Origin of the sequence: Klenkia terrae (assembly GCF_037083865.1) — a bacterium.
Classification (GTDB): Bacteria; Actinomycetota; Actinomycetes; order Mycobacteriales; family Geodermatophilaceae; genus Klenkia; species Klenkia terrae.
Map to the genome: position 1 here is coordinate 14,132 of NZ_JBAPLV010000006.1, position 17,863 is coordinate 31,994.

The window sequence follows — 17,863 nt, forward strand, 5'->3', positions numbered from 1 at the left end:
AGCACCAGCCACGGTGTGTCATCTTCGAGCGGTGGGCGATCCCAGTTGCCCCGCCGTCCCGGCTCAGTACGCGCCGGACCCCTTGGCCACGGCGCCGACGGTCTTGGCCAGGATCATGAAGTCGAAGGACAGCGACCAGTTCTCGACGTACCGGACGTCGATGCGCACCGACTCGTCCCAGGACAGGTCCGACCGACCGCTGACCTGCCACAGGCCGGTGATGCCCGGCTTGACCAGCAGTCGACGGCGCATGTCCACCCCGTACTGCTCGACCTCGCGGGTGACGTGCGGGCGCGGACCCACCAGCGACATGCTGCCGCCGAGCACGTTGAACAGCTGCGGGAGCTCGTCCAGCGAGTAGCGCCGGAGCACCGCGCCGACCCGGGTCACCCGCGGGTCCGTGCGCATCTTGAACTGGACTTCGTTGCCCTCGTTGGAGGCCTCGAAGAGATCCTGCACCTGGTGCTCGGCACCCGGACGCATGCTGCGGAACTTGAGCACCTGGAAGGGCTCGCCGTCCATGCCGATGCGCTGGTGCCGGAAGAAGACCGGACCCGGGCTGGTCACCTTGACGGCCAGCGCGATGGCCACGAGGACCGGCGCGGTCATCAGGATCAGCGCAGCGGCGACGACCTTGTCGAAGGCCGTCTTGGCCCAGCGCCGCGGGCCGGTGAACTCCGGTCGCTCCATGTGCAGCAGCGGCAGTCCGGCGACCGGCCGGATGGCCACCCGGGTGCCGACGATCTCGGTGACCGCGGGGGCCAGCAGCAGCTCGGTCTTGGTCGACTCCAACTCCCAGCCCAGCCGACGCAGGGCCGAGCCGTCCAGCTCGGGCGAGGGCAGCACGGCCACGGTGTCCACGTCGAACCGGCGGACCACCTCCGCGACCTGGGTCATGTCACCCAGCACCGGCAATCCGTCGAACGCCGTCGGGGGCTCACCGTCCGCGGCCGGCGGCACGATGCAGCCCACGACCTTGTAGCCGTGGTGGGCCTCGCGATCGATCTGGGCGTGCAGGGCCGCCACCGCCGCGCGGTGCCCGACGATCACCGTGGTCTGGCCGTGCTTGCCGGCGATGCGCTGGTGGTGCAGCACCTTGCGCTGGACCCACCGCGACAGCAACGTCAGGAACAGCGCGAGGGGGATGACCGTCATCGTGAAGCCACGAGCCAGGTCGATCTTCAACGCCCAGGACACGAATGCCGCAGAGCCCAGCAGGGCCAGCGCGGCCCGGGCCACCCGACGGTATTCCTCGGGCCCCAGCCAGAGGTAGCGCTCCTCGTAGCTGCGCGAGACGAACATGAGCGCCAGCCAGCCCAGCGGCATGGTGAACGCGAGGAAACGGGCGGCGGACTGCGGCACCCCGTCGAGGGGTGCGTTCGCGCTGAAGTGGAACCAATAGCTGACGGCCGTGGCCAGGGCCGCCGCGAGGACGTCGGTCAACACGAGCCGGCGCCGGTAGGTGCTCCGCCACTCACGGCGGGCCTCGGCACCCTGCCCCCGGACGAAGGCCTCCATCGGACGCGTCCACCAGCGGGCCCGGGCAACGGCCCGTCGCCTCGCCGCGCCGCCGGACACCGGCGTCGCGTGGTGGAGCACATGCTGCTGGTGGTCGATCACCGGATGTAGAACCTCCGTGCCGGAGCACGATGTGCCCCGCCTCGTCCTTCGTTGCCGCCCCCCGTTGGACGTCCTGACCAGGTGAAGCTACCCACTCCGGTGACTCTCGGTAAGACCAGCCGACGTCGCGGTCTCGGAATACGCCCAGCCGGGTGCCGACGATGTGCTCAGAGCGCTCCAACCTGAACACGGACGGTGACGACGCCCGCAAGCCGGGGTGGATGCCTGATGGCTCCCCGGCGACCAGCACGCCGGAGTGAGGTGCCCCACACCGCGCATCCGGCCACCCGATCGGGCAGGCGTGGCCCCGCTGGCCGGGCAGAGCTCTACCCTCGGTCGCTGACAGCCCCCTGTCGCCGGCACCGCGTCGAGCGAGTCTGTCGGTAGAGGAGGTCGCCGTGCCCGCCCGCGACCGCGCACCACGGCACGCTGCTCCCGAGGAGCCCGTCACCGCACAGCCGGTCGACGCCGTGCCCGACATCGCCTACGGCGAGGGGGCGATGACCGGTCTCGGGGACGAGGTCACCAGCAGCAAGGGCACCCTCCGGGGCGGCCTGTGGAACGCGGCCGCCACCGTGCTGCCCATGGGCAGCACCCTGGCCCTCTCGATCGTGATCAGCCGGGAGCTGGGCGCCGCCGTGCTCGGCGAGCAGAGCGTCATCGCCTACGTCGCGTCGCTGCTGGTGTCCGTGCTGATCTTCTCCTTCACCAACGCGAGCATCCAGCTGCTGGCCACCGCCGTGGGCAGTCGCGACGACGACCGCCTGGCCTGGCTGGCCCGCTGGTCGGCCTCGGCGCACCTGTCCGGCGGCATCCTCGCTGCGGCCGTGATGACCGGCATCGGCATCGTGCGCGACGACTACAAGCTGCTCTGGTTCCTGGCCGCGGCAACCGCCCTCGCCGACGCCCTCGGCTGGTCACGGACGGTGCGCGACATCGCCCACCGTGGCTGGACCCGGACCTCGCGCCGCAGGCTCATCGCCCAGGCGGCCGCGCCGCTCATGTCCATCGCCGCCATCTACGCCGGCTGGGGCATCGAGGGCGTCTTCGCCGCCCAGCTGTCGGTGGCGGTAGCCCTGCTGGTCGCGTTGGCGCTGCTGGACCGCTCGCTCCCGCGGCCGCCGCGCCGGCCCAGCGGCCGGCCGGCCTGGCGACCGGTGGCGCGCACCTGGTTGATGTTCTCGGGATCACTGTTGATCGGCCAGATCATCCAGCGCCGCATCGAGCTGGTCTTCCTCGACCGATACCACGACGGACCGACCGTCGCCATGTTCTCGGTCGCGGCCAACGTCATCACCATCCCGGTCGTCCTGACCAGCACGCTGATCGGCGCCTCGCTCCCGGCCATCGCCGCCCGCTACGTGCAGGACCCCGGCGCGGTCGCAGCCGTCATGGGCCGCACCGCCCGGGTGGTGTGCACCCTCGGCGTCCTCCTCAGCGCGGCGACCTTCGCCGTCGGCCCCGGACTGGTGCGCACCGCCTACGGCCCCGAGTTCACCGAGGCCGCCGAAGTCGTCCGGTACCTGGCTCTGATGTTGCTGGTCGTCCCCGTCGGCCAGGTCTGCACCACCCTGTGGACCGGCATCGGGCGGCTGGCACCGGTGCTGTGGTGCGGGGGCATCGCTGCGCTCACCGACATCGGGCTCTCCCTGGCCCTCATCCCGCCCTTCTCGCTCACCGGGGCGGCTGCGGCGACCTTCGCCGCGCAGACCGTCGGGGCAGTGCTCATCCTGGCCTACACGCTCCGCCAGGGCGTCGCGCTGCGGCTGTCCGCCTGGCGCCTGCTGGCCTCCGTGGCGGTCAGCGTCGCGGCCGCAGCCACCGCGGTGCTGGTGCGCGAGCAGGTCGACGGGTTGCTCGGTGACCTGTGCGCCGGCACCGCGTTCGTCGTCGTCGCCACGGTGGGCGTACGGCTGGCGCGCGTGTTCGCCGCCGACGACCTCCACTGGCTCGCCGACGCCCTGCCCGGGCCCGCCGGCCGCGCCGTCCGCCTTCTCGCGCCATGACCCGCCCGATCCGAGGAGCCGTCCTGCGCATCGCCCACGTCGTCGTCACCCCCGCCTTCGCCGGCACCGAGCGCTACGTGGTCGAGGTGGCCGCCACCCAGGCCGCCAGGGGCCACCAGGTGGTGGTCGTGGGCGGCGAGCCCGACCGCATGAGGCAGCTCCTCCCCCCCGAGGTCGACTGGCTGCCCGGAGACACCGCGCGGGCAGCTCTGACCTCGCTGCGCGGCGCCGGCCGGCAGGAGGTCGTGCACTCGCACATGACCAAGGCGGACTTCGTCGCCCTCATGGCTGCCCCGGCCACCCGGGGACGACGTTTCGCCACCCGGCACATCACTGCGCCCCGCGGCTACGGCCGGCTGGCCCGGTTGCTGGCGCCGCTGGTCCGGCGGGCCCTGCGCGCCGAGATCGCGGTGAGCGAGTTCGTCGCGGGGGAGCTCGAGAGCCGCCCCGACGCCGTGCTGCTGAACGGGGTCCGCCCGCAGCAGCCCGGTCCGGACCGACGACGGGACACCGTCCTGGTCGCCCAGCGGCTGGCGCCGGAGAAGGACACGTCCACGGCACTGGCTGCGTTCGCCGCCTCGGGCCTGGCGGCCGGCGGCTGGACCCTCACCGTCGCCGGGGACGGCCCCGAACGCGCCTTCCTGGAGCGCCGGGCGCAGGAGCTCGGCATCGCCGACGCCGTGCTGTTCACCGGGTGGGTCGACGACCCCGCCGATCTGCTGGCCGGCTCGGCGATGCTGCTGTCCACCGCGCCCGCCGAGCCGTGCGGGCTGTCGATCCTGGAGGCGATGGCCGTGGCCACCCCCGTCGTGGCTGCCGCTGCGGGCGGACCGCTGGAGACCGTGGGCCGGGCACCCGGTGCAGCACTGTTCCCCCCGGGCGACGTGGAGGCGGCCGGGCGCGCCCTGGCCCGTCTGGCCGGGGACCCTGCGGCGCGCGCGGCCTACGGCGCTGCCCTGCAGGACCTGCAGCGGTCCCGGTTCGACCTGCCGGGGCACGTCGACCGGCTGGAGCAGATCTACCGGCGCTGACCCCGCAGGCCCAGCATGGCCCGCTTGGCGCCCCGCAACGCCCGGCGGTGCACCGGTGCGGTGGAGAAGTCGATGACCCAGGCGCGCCGGGTCTGCTGGCCGACGTTGCCGCGGGCACCGTGCACGAGGTAGAAGTCGTGCATCGTCACCCCGCCCGCCGCGCAGGGCACGTCGACCGCGGCCTCGTCCGCGACCTCCAGGTGGAACACCTGCTTGCCGCCGGCCCCGGCTCGCACCAGGTGCGGCAGGCGGCCGGCGAGGTGGCTGCGTGGCACGTACCGCATGCACCCGTCGGCGACCTCGGTGTCCTGGAACGGCACCCAGATGGCCAGCCCGTGGTCGAGCACCTGGTCGAACCCGGCGTCCTGGTGCCAGGAGGTCTGCCCGCCGATGCCCGGCGGCTTGTAGATGGCGTGGTCGTAGGTGGAGTAGGTGGCCGGACCCAGCACGGCCCGCGCCACCTCGTGGGCGGCTGACCAGACCGCGGTCTTCGTCAGGCGGGGTTCCAGGGCCGCGCAGTCGAGCACCTCGGGCACCGTCGGCCGCTGCGGATCGCCACCGGCCCCGAGGTCGTGCGCCTTGTCGGCGGGGAGCTCGGCGAACCGGTCGAACAGACCGTCGAGCAGCCGCCGGGCCTCGGCCAGCTCGGCCGGGCTCACGCCCAGCTCGGGGAGGTGCGCGTAGCCCTCGGCCCGCACCTGTCCGGCGAGGTGGGCGAAGCGGCCTGCCGTGGTCGTCGTGGTCACCGGCTGAACCGTAGATCGACATCGGGCGCCCCGCAGCCCGCGCCCGGCAGAGCTCCCTCCCGTGCCCCGGCCTCAGGCCGGGTGGCCAACCCCCTGCCGGGACCGGTCCGCCAGGTGGTCGGCCAACCTCAGCGCGAGGGCGACGATGGTGAGGGTCGGGTTCGCGTACCCGGCGATGGGGAACACGCTGCTGCTGGCCACGTACAGGCCCCGCACCCCGTGCACCCGCAGGTCCGGGTCCACCACCCCGGCCCTCGGATCGGTCGACATCCGGGTGGTACCAGCAGGGTGGAACGCATCGGCCACGCTCTCCCGCCACGCTGCGTCGTCGGTCATGGCAGGCAGCTCCGTGACCTCGGCCAGACCGTTCCTGCGCAGGTCCTCGGCCACCCAGCGGGCCATGGTGCGACTCGTGCGGACCTCGACGTCCGAGACGCGCCAGTCGACCCGCGGGGAAGGCAGCCCGAAGGCGTCCCGATGGTCGGGGTCCAGCGTGACCCGGCTCTCCGGGTCGGGGACCTGCTCCAGCCACACGTCCAGCCGCACCCGTGAGGCGGGACGTCCCGAGGCCAGTCCGCGGACCCAGCGCCGCCAGCCCGTGCGCACCGTGGGGACGACGGCCCGCGCCGCCAACCGCACGTCACCCGCCAGGTCCTCGGGCAACCGGCGGCGGCGCAGGGCGTCGACGACCCGGCGGACCGCGTCCAGCTCCGGGTCGTCGACCTCGTGCACCAGCACGGCGTTGGCCGCGACCAACTGCTCGCGCTCCTGGGCCTCCGGGGCCAGCCGGACCTTGGGCCAGATCCGTGCGTCGCGGGCGAAGAGGTGCGACGTGCGGTCCTGCAGCCAGGCACGTCGGGTGGGCTCCACCTCGAGCAGAGCCGCGACCGGGTGGTCCTGCAGGTAGCGACCGGTGAGCTCCCGCCCGGTGCCCAGCCCGACGCCCTCCCGATCGGACAGCATGAGCAGCCGGGCGCTCTCGACCGCCCCTGCGGCGATCACCACGGTCCCTGCGGTGAGGAACAGCTCCCGGCCGGCCGCGTCGCGCAGCTCCACTCCGGTCACCCGGTCGTCCTCGACCCGCACCCCGACCGCGGTCGCCCGCACCAGGGTCAGCAGCGACGGTGAGGTGCGCAGGTGCTGCCGGAACCGGTCGCCCAGGTGGGGCAGGGGCGCGTACTCGGCGAAGTCGTCCAGCAACCGGTCACCCGACCACGGGAGCGGGGACAGCCGGCGGTGCTCGTCCCAGCGGGCCCGGTCGTAGCCGCGGCCGCTGAGCTCGAACCAGCGCTCGGCCGCCTCGTACCAGGGCTCCAGCTCGGCCAGGTCCAGCGGCCAGCCGCTGTGCGGCAGCCAGGGACGCGGGGCCAGGTCGCCGTCCCGCAGGCGCGTGCACTGGCCGTGCCACAGCTGGGTGGCCCCGCCCAGGCTCCGCTGCCGCCCGTCGACAAGACCGCGGTAGCTGTGCCCGACCACCTCACCCTCGTTCAACGGCGCCGCCGCGGCGATGGCCTCGCCGTCCCGCGCATCCCCCCCGGACTCGACCAGCACGACCGGCCGCCCCAGCTCCTCCAGCCGCATGGCCACGGCCAGGCCGGCGGCCCCGCTGCCGACGACGGCGATCGCCTCAGGCCGGGACAGCTCGGCGGCGCCGGGCTCCACGGCGGCCAGGTCGAGGATCATCGGGGGCAGGACTCCATCCATCGGGGGCGTGCAGCCGTCCGTGCGGCCACGACTCCAGCATGACCGCCGGACACCGGCGGTGCGCACCACCGCGCCGTGATCCCGGTGACCCCGGGACCGCTACCGTCGGTCCCCGTCCGGCCAGTGCCCCCGTGTGCCGCAGCCCGCACTACCCGAGGAGACCGTCCGTGCGCATCCTGGTGCTGATGTCCGACCTAGGTGACAGCGGTGCTCACCGCGTCGCGCTCGACCGGGCACTGGCCTGGCACCGCACCGGCGACGAGGTGGTCGTCCTCAGCCTCGTGCACCCCCGTCCGGGGGACATCCCGGTCCCGGCCGGGCTGCGGACGGTCTTCGCCACCGACGTCCCCCGCCAGCTGCGCGCAGCGCTGCCCGCGGGCCTCGCCCGGGCCCGCCGGTGGGCGGCTCGCGCGGACGTCGTCGTCTCGGCCACGGAGATCGGCCTGGGCATGCTCGTGGCCACCGCGGCTGCCCGCGCAGCGCGCCGACCCGTCAGCGTGCTGGTGCAGGCCGACCCGACGCGCGCAGCGGAGGCCTACGTGCCGCGGTGGGCCCGCGGGCTGACCCGCGCGGCACTGACCACCGCCACCCAGGTGGTGTGCGTCAGCACCGGCCTGGCCGCCGACCTCGCTGCCTCCCGGCGCGGGAGGGACACCGTGACGGTGCTGAACGCCGTACGCGGGGACGAGCTGGCGGCCGCCGCACGACGGGCCCCTGCCCGTGCGCCCGGCGCGCCCGCGCTCATCGTGGGCTGCGGCCACCTGGCCCGGGTCAAGGGCTTCGACCTGCTGCTGGAGGCCGTCGCCCTCGCTCGCGGGATGGGCGCCCCGCCCATGGAGGTCGTGGTGCTCGGCGAGGGCGACGACCGGACCGCACTGGAGGAGATGGCCGTGCGCCTGCTGGGTGCGGGGGTGGCCCGCTTCCCCGGCCACGTCGCCGATCCGCAGAGCATCATCGGCACGGCCGACGCGCTCGTGGTGTCCTCCCGGTGGGAAGGGTTCGGGCTGGTGCTGGCCGAAGCACTGGCCGGTGGCACGCCGTGCATCGCCTTCGACTGCCCGAGCGGGCCGCGCGAGGTCCTCGCCGACGGCGCCTTCGGTGCCCTGGTCGCCCCCGAGGACGTCCCCGGCCTGGCCCGGGCGCTCGTCGACCACCTGACCGATCCGGGCCCGCTGCGGGCGGCCGCCGCCCGGGCCCGCAGCGAAGCGCCGCGGCTGTTCGCCCCCGAGGTGGCCGCGGCCGACCACCGCGCGGCGCTGGCCCGGCTGGTGGCTGACCGTCGGTGACCCGACCGGGGCTGTGGCCCCGGCGTGCTCGGGCGGCTACCGGTGGTCAGGCGCAGGTCGGGGGCGCCGGCGCAGCAGCCACTCCCGCTGCACCCGGCGGGGTACCCGGGCCAGCCGGGCCGGGTCCACCGCACCGCGCAGCCGCACTGCCCAGCGCACGGGCGGAGAGCTCAACCGGACCGAGCCGTTGCGCCAGTACAGCGGCTGCCGCCAGCCCGCCGGGCCCAACCCGGCCGCGCGCAGCAGCCGCCGCGCGGTGATCGGCCGGGCGAGCGGGAACCACCGCTGGTTGGCGAAGTCCTCGCCGTAGGGCTGCGCCCCCCACGAAGCCGCCTCCTGGGGGGTGGGACGGCGCCACAGGTCGAGCAGCTGCGCCCAGACGGTGGGCCGCAGATCGACCTGGTGCCCACCGGGTCCGCTGTCGATGAACGCGTCGACAGCGAGGTCCAGGGCCCGCCGGTAGTCCTCGAACCCCCACCCGGACGCCACCGGGTTGACGGGTGCAGCCAGGACCGGCACCACCCGGTCGCCCTCCCGCGCGAACCCCGTGGTCGTCCCCTGACGGCCCATGGCCATGCTCTCCACCAGCATGACGGGGTCCTCGCCCGGCAGGCTGCGGTCCTGGAGCCCGCGGGCCGCGTCGACCAGCCAGGCCGAGCAGCGCCCGAACAGCTCGGGTCCCAACCGCCGTTCGGCCGGGCCCAGCAGGCCGATGAACAGGTAGGCAGCCGGGAGCGCTCGACCGGAGGCCTCGAGGAGGTCCTCCAACGACCGGGTGGCCCGCCCCGTCCAGCCCACGTCGACGATGCCCACCCGACCGGGGCCGGTCACACCCTCCTGGTCCAGGTAGGCGAGCAGCAGCTCGGCGCGTTCCTCCGCACGGCGGGTCGCCTCGACCCCGACCGGTCCACCGCGCAGGCGCTCGCGCAGCTCAGCCCATCCATCGGCGCCCATCGGGCGGTCGACGGCCGGGTCGATCAGCTGCGGCGCCGGCCCGGCGGTCAACGCCTCGTCCGGGGTCAGGTCGAGCAGGTGCAGCAGTTCCCGGGGCGTGAGCTCCTCGGCCCGGAAGTCGTCGGGGATCCACAGATCACCGACGACGTCGTGACCGCGGCGACCCGCGGCCGCCAGCCGCCAGCTCCGGCGCGATCCGTACAGGTAGCGCAACTCCGGCCCGGCACCCCCCCGGGCGGCAGCGAGCCGCCGGGTCACGTCGAGCAGCACCTCGCCGTCCCGCGCCACGAAGTACAGGCGGTCCAACCCGGCCAGCTCGGCCTCGCGCAGCAGCCAGCGGGCGAACCCCACGAACAACGGCATCGCCACGGTCCCCGCGACCGCGGTCACCCCGGGGTCAAGCCCCTCTTCCCGGCCCTGCAGCCGCGCCACCCGAGCAGCCCCGGCGAGCCTGGCCGACACGCCGTCCGTGGCGGCGGCCATGCGGGCCATCGACGACTCGCGACCGGTCAGGTGGGCACTGCGGTCCAGCGTGACCTGCCAGCCCCGCTCCAGCGCGTGCGCACCGTCGGCCCACCGGTCGTCGCCGGTGTGCCACAGGTCCTCGGCCGGGCAACCCAGCCGTTCGGCCACGACGTCGAACAGTCCCCCGTGCTGCTTGGAGCTGCCGACGTCTGCCGAGGCCAGCACCTCGTCCCCGGGGCGGAACAGCCCCTCGCGCTCCAGCAGTTCCTGCAGGAAGCAAGCCGGCAGCGGCGAGTCCGACACGTAGACCACACCCCGCCCGGTCCGTGCACGTGCTGCCTCCGTCCGGGCCACTGCCCCGGGGACGGCGCGGCAGCTGGCCCTCTCGACGGTCAGCTCGGCGTCGACCAGTTCGGCAGCTGCGTGCGGGATGCCCAACCGCGACGCCGTGCCGGCCGCCAGGTCGGCCAACCGCACGTGGACCGCGACGTCGGGCGTACGGTCCTGCTGGACCGACCGGCGGACGGCGGCGTAGGTCGACGGGGACACCGAGATCACGCCGCGCTCCCGCAGCAGACGACCGGTCGCCTCGTCGACGTGCTCCGGCCCTCCCACGGTGCGGACCAGCACGGTCTCGAAGACGTCGAACGTCGCGACAGCCACTGGCCCTCCTCCGGCGACCACGGCAGTCGCCCCGGCAGCCTAGGGCCCCGGCACAGCGGCGCCTCAGTCCTGGTCCGGCAGCTCCTCGCCCTCCCGGGTGATCCCGGTCAGGGAGACGTCGGCGTCCTCGTCGTTCGTGGCGTACTCCGCTTCCGGGCCGTCCCCCTCCAGGGCGAGGTCCTGGAGGGCGATCCCCGCGACCGTCCCGCCGCCGTCGAGGACGACGCCCAGCCACCGGCTCGCGTCCGTCCGGGTGTCGTCGATGGTCAGACCCGAGACGGTCACGTCCTCCACGGTCCGCCCCTCGGCCCCGCTGTAGACAAGCACTGCGCCGTGGTCGATGCCGGAGTCGGTGTTCGCGTCGGACACCGTGCCGCCCTCGACCCGCACGCCGTCCACCGACGTCGTGTCGTAGCTGCCCTCGGCCGCCACGTACACCCCGGCCGCCGCCGTCGAGCTCACGGAGATGTCGGTGTAGGTGATGTCCGTACCGCCGACGACGGAGATGCCACGGGCGTCCGTCCCGTCGACCACCGGGGACTGCACCCGGATCCTGGCGCACGGATCGCCGTCGGGGGCGTAGGAGACCACTGCGACGCCGTCGTCCCCGACGTCCCGGACGACGGGCCTGATCACCTGGCCGTCCGTGGCCCCGCCGGTGATGTGCACCCCGTCCGCCTCGGTTTCGCTGACCTGCACACCGTCGAGCACGAAGTCGGTGGTGCCGTAGACGTAGATGCCTGCCGCAGCCGACCCCCGGACGGTCACGTCGCGGACCACGATGCCGCTGTGCCCGTCGAGCCACAGCCGCTGCTGCTCGAAGGCGTCGAACCGTCGCGAGGTGTCCTCGATGGTCAGCGTCACGTCCTGCACGACGACGTCGTCCGCGGCGACGGTCAGCGACGAGCGCTCCTCGTCGGTCGCCAATAGGGTGCCGTCGCCGGCGAGCACGGAACCCCGGACGGAGAGCGTGAGCACGTCGGACACCGCGTAGGTCTTGCCCTCCGCCAGCAGGACCGCCTGACCCGGTTCGACGGCATCGAGGGCCTCCTGGACAGCCGCGGTGTCGTCGGTGCGCCCGTCACCGACAGCACCGAAGTCCTCGACCGCCAGTGCGGTCTCCGGGTCGTACGGGAGGTCGTCCCCGGAGTCCCGGGTGAGCAGGAACCACGTGAGACCCGCCACCAGGAGCACCACGACACCCGCGGCGAGGAGCAGGGGGCCGCGACGACGCCGACGCGGGACGTCGGTCTGCTCGGAGCCGGTCGGGTCGAGGAGTTCGCTGGTGGGGTGGTCGGTGGCGGCCATGGGCACAGTCCCGTCGTCGGAGTTCCCGGGTGGCGTGGTCGGGCCGCACTGCACGGACCACGCAGGACAGGAACGGCTCATGGACCGGCACGCGCAGGTCCTTCGTGGATACTCGAGTCGCCCGGCCCCCGCCACGGGGCGGTTCGGCGTGCTGGTACACCGTACCGCCGCTGCGCGACGTCGGCCGGGCCGAGAGGGTGAAGACCATCGTGACCAGCCTGCCCGCAGCCCCCGCCGAGGGCACGCCGACCGAGGACCCGACCCGTCGCACCGGCGGCTCCGGCCGTCGCCGACGGGCGCTCGTGGGTGCCCTCCTGGGTGCAGTGGTCCTGGGCGCCGGCGGTGCACTGCTCGCCGCCTCGGCCGAACCGGAGGTGAACGCGGCGGCGCTGGTGCAGACCTACCCGGATCCCGCGGGGGTGGAGAACCCCACCACCGGCACCCTGGACGGCGACCAGGCAGCCCGGAACGCCACGTACCTGGAGACCGAGCTGGTCACGCTGAACAGCGCCGACCTGGCCGCCGCGGTGGCCACCACCCTCGGCGACGCCCAGGACGACGTGCGGCTGGAGTCGGTGCGGTCGGGGGACTCCAACGTCATCACCATCACCGGCACCTCCACCGATGCCCAGGACGCGGTTGCCCAGGCGCAGACCGCGGCCGAGACCTACATCTCCGGCCGCCAGCAGCGCCTCGCCGACCGGATCACCGGCCTGCTGGCCACGGTCGAGACCCAGATCAGCACCAACCAGCAGGCCCTCGACGCGCTGCCCACCCCGCCGACCAACGGGGTCGACGTCAACCAGCAGCAGCGGGCTGCGCTGTCGCAGCAGAACATCGACCTGCTCAGTGCCCGCGACACCCTGCAGCGGGCCGCCGCCGACACCGGCCAGGTCGCCGGGGTCATCCAGCAGGCGGCGGTGCTGCCGTCGGGTTCGCTGTCCTCCGGAGTCCTCACCGTCGCGGCCGCGATCCTGGTCGGTGCGCTGCTCGGCGGGGTGCTCGCACCGGTGGTCTCCTCGCTGCGCGGCCGGGTCCGCGACTCCCACGACGTGTCCGGCCTGGGCGTGCCGGTGATCAGCCCCGACCTCCCGGCCGCCGCCAGCCGCCGGCGCGCAGGTGTGCTGCGCCGGGTGGTCCAGCTGCAGGCGCTGCAGCTGCCCGAGGGCCCGGTCAACGGCGGCAGCCTGGCCGTCGTCGCCCCCGGCCCGGGCGTCGGGACGACGTTCGTGGCACTGGCGCACGCCCGGCACGCGGCGCTGCGCCGGCCCACCCTGCTGGTCTCCTACGACCTCGACGAGATCGCCGCGTTGCTCGGCGGCCTGCACGAGCCCTCCCTGGTCGTGCTCGGCACCGGCGGCGGGTCCGGCCACAGCGCCCCGGACGCGCAGCGCTCGGAGGTCCTGGTGCGCCGCGCCGTCGGCGCACCCGGCCTCGCCGTGCTCGCCCTGCAGACCGGCACCGGCCTGGCCGACGTCGTCCCCTCCGGTCTGGCCGACGCGGCCGCCGGGGCCGGCTGGGCGGTCGTCGTCGACGCGCCGCCGCTGGACCGCTCCGACGAGGGGTTGCTGGCCGCCCGGCAGTGCCGCGAGACGATCCTGGTCGCCGCCACCGGGCCCAGCCGCATCGCCGACGTGGACCGCGCGGTGCAGATCCTGCACGGCGCCGGCGCCACCCCGGCCGGCATCGTGGTGAACAAGGCGCCCCGCCACCGTCGCCGCCGGAAGCCGACCGCGGCGACCCCCGCTGCCTCCGCGCAGGAGCCCGAGCCGACCACCGGTCCGGAGGCGGTGGCCGAGCCGACCGACGGCACCGACCGCATGCCGGCGATCACCGCCGAGCGGACCGACCTGCCCACCACCACCCGTGGCTGAGGCGGCCGCGCCCGTCCTGTCGCTGGTCGTCAGCACGGTCGGGCGCCCGGAGGAGTTCGCTCGCCTGGTGGAGTCCGTGGTGCGCACCGCACCGGCCGGTCAGGTCGAGCTCGTGGTCTGCGACCAGAGTGCCGACCGGTCCTGCGCCCGGCTGCTGGAGGACCTGGACCCGCCGCTGCCGTGGCAGGTCACGACGTCCGAACGCGGAGCCTCCGTGGGCCGCAACGCAGGCCTCGATCTGGTCCGCGGCAGCCTGCTTGGGTTCCCCGACGACAACTGCTGGTTCCCCGAGGGCGCGCTGGCCCGGGTGCTGGACACCTTCGACGCCCGGCCGGGCCTGGCCGGGATGTCGGGTCAGCAGCAGACCATCGACGGCCGACCCTCCATGTTGCGGTGGCCCGACCGCGGGACCCCGGTGACCCGTACGAACTTCATGAAGACCTCGATCATGAGCACGATGTTCTTCCGCCGGTCGCAGCTGGACCGGGTCGGCCGGTTCGACGAGGGCATGGGGGTCGGTTCGGCCGGGTGGTACGGCGCCGGCGAGGAGTCCGACCTGCTGCTACGGGTGCTCGCCGACGGCGGCGACGTGCAGTACGACCCCGACCTGGTGGTGCTGCAGGACGAACCCCGTGACGAGGTCGACGACCGCTTCGTGCTGAAGATGCTGCGCTACGGCTGCGGCAACGGGCACCTGTGGCGGCTGCACCGGCTCCCCCGCTGGTTGCTGGTCTGGTTCTCGGCCCGCAAGGCCGTCGGCGCCGTCGTGCGCACCGCACGCGGCCAGCGCGACCTCGCCCGCGCCGACGTCGCCTACCTGCGCGGCACATGGGCCGGGTGGGTCGATCGCCGGCCCCGGGACTGGCCGGCCGGGACCGGCTCGTGACTGCACCCGTCAAGCGGACCGCGCCCTGGTGGATCTCCCCGGCCGGCGCGCTCACCCTGCTCGTGCCGGTCACCCTGCTGCTCACCTGGCGGATGGACGACTCGGCGTTCCGGCTGTTCTACCGGAGCTCCAAGTCCGTCACCGGAAGCACGCTGCTGCTGGTCGGGGTTGCCGCCCTGGTGCTCGCCGGGGTCGCCACCGCCACCGCTGTCCTGGCCCCGTCGGGCCGGCGCCGGCTGATACCCGTGCCCGGCGTCGTGCCCGAGCGGCTGGCCGCCTCGGCGCAGGGTTTGTTCTGGGTCACCATCGGTGGATACGTGCTGTACACCGGAGCCGGGATCGCCAACGGCCTGGACCCCGCCGCCGTCGTCACCGCACTGATCACCCAGGAGAACTACGGCGGGAACTCGAAGGAGGCCCTGCAGGGGATCGCCGGGGTCACCACGCTGACCCAGGTCGGCATCGCCTTCACCGTCGTCGCCACCTACGTGCTGGTCACCCGGTGGGAGCGCCGCCTGGCCATCCAACTGGGCATCGTGCTGCTGCTGAGCCTGGTCCGCTCCTTCGTGGCCAGTGAGCGGCTGGCGCTGGTGGAGGTGGCCGTCCCGGCCGTCGTGATCGCCGTGCTGGCCGCGGGCCGGTCGCACGTCCGGGCGAAGCGACGGGTGGCCTCGTGGGCGCCGGTCGTGCTGGCCCCGCTGGTCTTCCTGCTCTTCGCCGCCTTCGAGTACTCGCGGAGCTGGCAGTTCTTCAAGACCCGGACCGATGAGTCGTTCCCGGTGTTCGCCCTGATCCGCATGGCCGGCTACTACGCCACCTCCTACAACAACGGCGAGCTGCACCTGGACAACGACGGCTACCCCGGGCGCCTGCCGCTGGACTCGATCGCCGCGTTCTGGACGGCGCCGGGCATCGGCCAGCTCGACCTGTACGACAAGCTGTCGGCACCTGCACCGGCCATCTCGCAGGACGTGCTCGAGCGCTTCGGCAACCCCGAGTTCAACAACCCGGGCGGGTTCACGACCCCGTTCGTCGACTTCGGCCTGGTCGGCGGGTTCGTCTTCTTCGTCGTCGTCGCGCTGGTCATCGGCGCGCTGTTCCGCGGGTTCCTGGAGGGGTCGCCGGTGGGCGCGTTGCTGTACCCGATGGTGGTCACCGGTCTGTTCGACCTGCCGCGGTACCTCTACTGGACCCAGGGCCGGGTCGTCCCCGCCGTCCTCGCGTTGCTGGTGGTCGCCCTGTACGTCGGTCGGCCGGACACCCGGCGGCGCGCACCCCACCTGCGGTCGTCCCGGCCGAGGCCCCCGTTGCCGGCGCACCGGCACCCGGCCGGAGCCGGGCGGTGAGCCGCCCGGTGCGCTGGTTGCTGATGGCCGGGCACGTCCCCAGCTCCACCCGCGGCGGCGGCATCGTGCGCTACACCGTCGAGCTGGCCCGGGCTCTGCACCGGCGCCCGGACGTCGAGCTGCACCTGCTCGTCGAGCCGGCCGCCGCCGACGGGCTCGCGGACCTGGTCGGCGACCGGGACCGGCTGGTCCTGCTCCCGGGCCTGCCCGGGCCGGCGGTGCCGGCCTACGAGCGCACCCTCCTCGGGCCCCGGCTGCGCGGGCGCTTCGACGTCGTCCAGGGAGCCAAGCACCTGCTCCCCCGTGGCCTGGGACGCACGCACGGCGTGCTGACCGTGCACGACATGCTGCTCGTCGACCGACCGCAGGACTTCGGCCCGGCCAAGCGCACGCTGCTGCGACTGCCCTACGCGGGCTCCATCCGCGGCGCCGACACGCTGATCTGCGTCAGCCGGGCTACCCGAGACCGGCTGACAGCCTTCGACGGCCGGACGACGGCACGCAGCACCGCTGTCCCGCTGGCCACCAGCCCCACCTTGCTCACGGCGTCACCCCAGGCCGTCGAGGGGCTCAAGGACCGGCCGTTCGCGCTGGTCGTCGGGGACACCCAGCCCCGCAAGAACCTGCCCACGGTGATCTCGGCCTGGCGCGAGGTGGTCGCCCGGCAGCCCGACGCCGTCCTCGTGCAGGTCGGCCCGCCGCCGTGGGGGGAGGAGTCCTACGGCCCGGACTTCGCACCGTTGCAGGCCGCGGGGCACCTGCGTCAGCTGCAGGGGATCGACGACGGCACGCTGCGCTGGGCCTACGAGAACGCCGCCGTGGTGCTGGCGCCCAGCCTGGCCGAGGGCTTCGGCCTGCCGGCGGCCGAGGCCCTGGACCTGGGCACACCGCTGGTGACCTCGACCGACGCTGCCCTGGTGGAGGTGAGCGGCGACCGGGCGGAGCACCTGGACGCCGCGGACGTGCACGGGTGGGCCGCGGCCGCGCTGGCGCACCTGGGCCGGCCACGGGCACCGCACGTCGACCCGCCCGACCGGCGGACCTGGGACGACGTCGCGGACGGCACGGTTGCGGCCGTGCGGCGGGATCAGGCCGGGCGGACGCCCTCGACGTAGACGCTCTCGGGTTGCCGCTGCGGCGAATCCGGTGACGGCCCGACCCGGCCGGCGCCGAACCCCGACGGCGCCACGTCGGTGAACCCTGCGGCCTCCAGCAGGACCACCAGGGTCTCGTCGTCCCAGATCGAGACGTGCCCGTGGTCGTAGACCACCTCCGCCAGCGCCAGCAGGTCGGTGGGGCGGCCCGGGCGAACGGCGTCGATGACCCCGGGCGCCGTGGGCGCGGTCTTCCGCGCGGCGTACTCCCGGGCGTAGCGCCCGAAGTCCGGGACCGAGATCCGCAGCACGCCGCCGGGGCGCAGCAGGCGGAAGGCCTGGTCGACCGCGGCCAGGCCGACCGGTGCGGGCAGGTGTTCGAGGACGTGCTCGAGGAAGACCGCGTCGACAGAGCCGTCGGGCAGCGGCAGCGGACGGCGCAGGTCCCAGATCACGTCGGGCTGCACCCCCCACGCTGCGTGCAGGCCCCACAGGTCGATGTTGACCCACCCCGGCGCGTTGTAGGTGCCGCTGCCCAGGTTCAGCAGCAGCGGGCCCCCACCGAGCAGCTCCTGGAACCGCCGCCGCGAGCGGGGCGCCATCAGCCGGGTGCCGATGGTCTTGGCCGCGGTCCGTTGGCGCGGCCCCACCAAGCTGCGCAACCGGACGGCCGGCGTCCGGGACGCCACGATCGGGCCGGCAGGGAGCTTGGGGGCCAGGTACGTCCGCAGACCGGCTCCGCGCTGCACGGGCTGCGCGTGACCTGTGGGCACCTCGGCCTCGGTCTCGGTGCGGACCGCCCAGGCGGTCGGGACGCTCTCCACGGGTCCTCCTCGACCCGCATCAGCACGCGGGTGGCTGAGAACGTAGACGGGAGCGG

The 17,863-nt window shown here is 74.3% G+C and carries 13 protein-coding genes; 7 read left to right on the forward strand and 6 right to left on the reverse strand.

Annotated elements, in window-relative coordinates; genetic code table 11:
* Positions 1–63 precede the first annotated feature (63 nt).
* Positions 64–1,518 (reverse strand): sugar transferase, encoded by a 1,455-nt coding sequence (locus tag UXQ13_RS07425; RefSeq protein WP_225234189.1) that lies wholly within the window; start codon positions 1,516–1,518, stop codon positions 64–66.
* Between the two features lie 500 nt (positions 1,519–2,018).
* Here UXQ13_RS07425 and UXQ13_RS07430 point away from each other — a divergent pair, with 500 nt between their 5' ends.
* Together UXQ13_RS07430 and UXQ13_RS07435 are read left to right on the forward strand one after the other, a co-directional pair.
* On the forward strand, positions 2,019–3,626 hold the full coding sequence (locus UXQ13_RS07430) for a lipopolysaccharide biosynthesis protein (protein WP_225234188.1): 1,608 nt from the start codon (positions 2,019–2,021) through the stop codon (positions 3,624–3,626).
* Positions 3,623–4,657, forward strand: a complete 1,035-nt coding sequence (locus UXQ13_RS07435) for a glycosyltransferase (protein WP_225234187.1) — start codon at positions 3,623–3,625, stop codon at positions 4,655–4,657. Before UXQ13_RS07430 ends, UXQ13_RS07435 begins: the two co-directional genes overlap by 4 nt.
* Here the strand turns inward: UXQ13_RS07435 and UXQ13_RS07440 are convergent.
* Entirely contained in the window at positions 4,645–5,403 is a 759-nt protein-coding gene (locus tag UXQ13_RS07440) for a phytanoyl-CoA dioxygenase family protein (RefSeq protein WP_225234186.1), read from the reverse strand. The genes UXQ13_RS07435 and UXQ13_RS07440 overlap by 13 nt on opposite strands.
* Before the next feature lie 72 nt (positions 5,404–5,475).
* Positions 5,476–7,086, reverse strand: coding sequence for a GMC oxidoreductase (locus UXQ13_RS07445; RefSeq protein ID WP_225234185.1), 1,611 nt, complete (start codon positions 7,084–7,086; stop codon positions 5,476–5,478).
* 188 nt (positions 7,087–7,274) lie between these two features.
* Here UXQ13_RS07445 and UXQ13_RS07450 point away from each other — a divergent pair, with 188 nt between their 5' ends.
* Entirely contained in the window at positions 7,275–8,393 is a 1,119-nt protein-coding gene (locus UXQ13_RS07450) for a glycosyltransferase (RefSeq protein ID WP_225234184.1), read from the forward strand.
* A 36-nt stretch (positions 8,394–8,429) separates the two neighbouring features.
* Here UXQ13_RS07450 and UXQ13_RS07455 read toward each other — a convergent pair whose 3' ends face one another.
* Both UXQ13_RS07455 and UXQ13_RS07460 read right to left on the reverse strand, forming a co-directional pair.
* Positions 8,430–10,475 carry a hypothetical protein gene (locus UXQ13_RS07455; protein WP_225234183.1) on the reverse strand — a complete coding sequence of 682 codons (2,046 nt, stop codon included), beginning with the start codon at positions 10,473–10,475 and terminating at the stop codon, positions 8,430–8,432.
* Positions 10,476–10,538: 63 nt separating this feature from the next.
* Positions 10,539–11,783, reverse strand: a complete 1,245-nt coding sequence (locus UXQ13_RS07460) for a glycosyl hydrolase family 28-related protein (protein WP_225234182.1) — start codon at positions 11,781–11,783, stop codon at positions 10,539–10,541.
* 209 nt (positions 11,784–11,992) lie between these two features.
* On the opposite strand from UXQ13_RS07460, the gene UXQ13_RS07465 reads away from it, so the two are divergent.
* Genes UXQ13_RS07465 through UXQ13_RS07480 form a run of 4 tightly spaced genes read left to right on the forward strand, consistent with a single transcriptional unit; the run spans position 11,993 to position 17,004 of the window.
* Positions 11,993–13,657 (forward strand): GumC domain-containing protein, encoded by a 1,665-nt coding sequence (locus UXQ13_RS07465; RefSeq protein WP_225234181.1) that lies wholly within the window; start codon positions 11,993–11,995, stop codon positions 13,655–13,657.
* A complete protein-coding gene (locus tag UXQ13_RS07470; RefSeq protein WP_225234180.1) occupies positions 13,650–14,543 on the forward strand; it encodes a glycosyltransferase family 2 protein in 894 nt (297 codons plus the stop codon). Before UXQ13_RS07465 ends, UXQ13_RS07470 begins: the two co-directional genes overlap by 8 nt.
* Positions 14,540–15,889: an oligosaccharide repeat unit polymerase gene (locus UXQ13_RS07475; RefSeq protein ID WP_225234179.1), complete on the forward strand. Its 1,350-nt coding sequence runs from the start codon at positions 14,540–14,542 to the stop codon at positions 15,887–15,889. The genes UXQ13_RS07470 and UXQ13_RS07475 overlap by 4 nt, the downstream gene beginning before the upstream one ends.
* A complete protein-coding gene (locus tag UXQ13_RS07480) occupies positions 15,886–17,004 on the forward strand; it encodes a glycosyltransferase family 4 protein (RefSeq protein ID WP_225234178.1) in 1,119 nt (372 codons plus the stop codon). Before UXQ13_RS07475 ends, UXQ13_RS07480 begins: the two co-directional genes overlap by 4 nt.
* Here UXQ13_RS07480 and UXQ13_RS07485 read toward each other — a convergent pair.
* A complete protein-coding gene (locus tag UXQ13_RS07485) occupies positions 16,977–17,807 on the reverse strand; it encodes a class I SAM-dependent methyltransferase (RefSeq protein WP_225234177.1) in 831 nt (276 codons plus the stop codon). The genes UXQ13_RS07480 and UXQ13_RS07485 overlap by 28 nt on opposite strands.
* Positions 17,808–17,863: the final 56 nt, after the last annotated feature.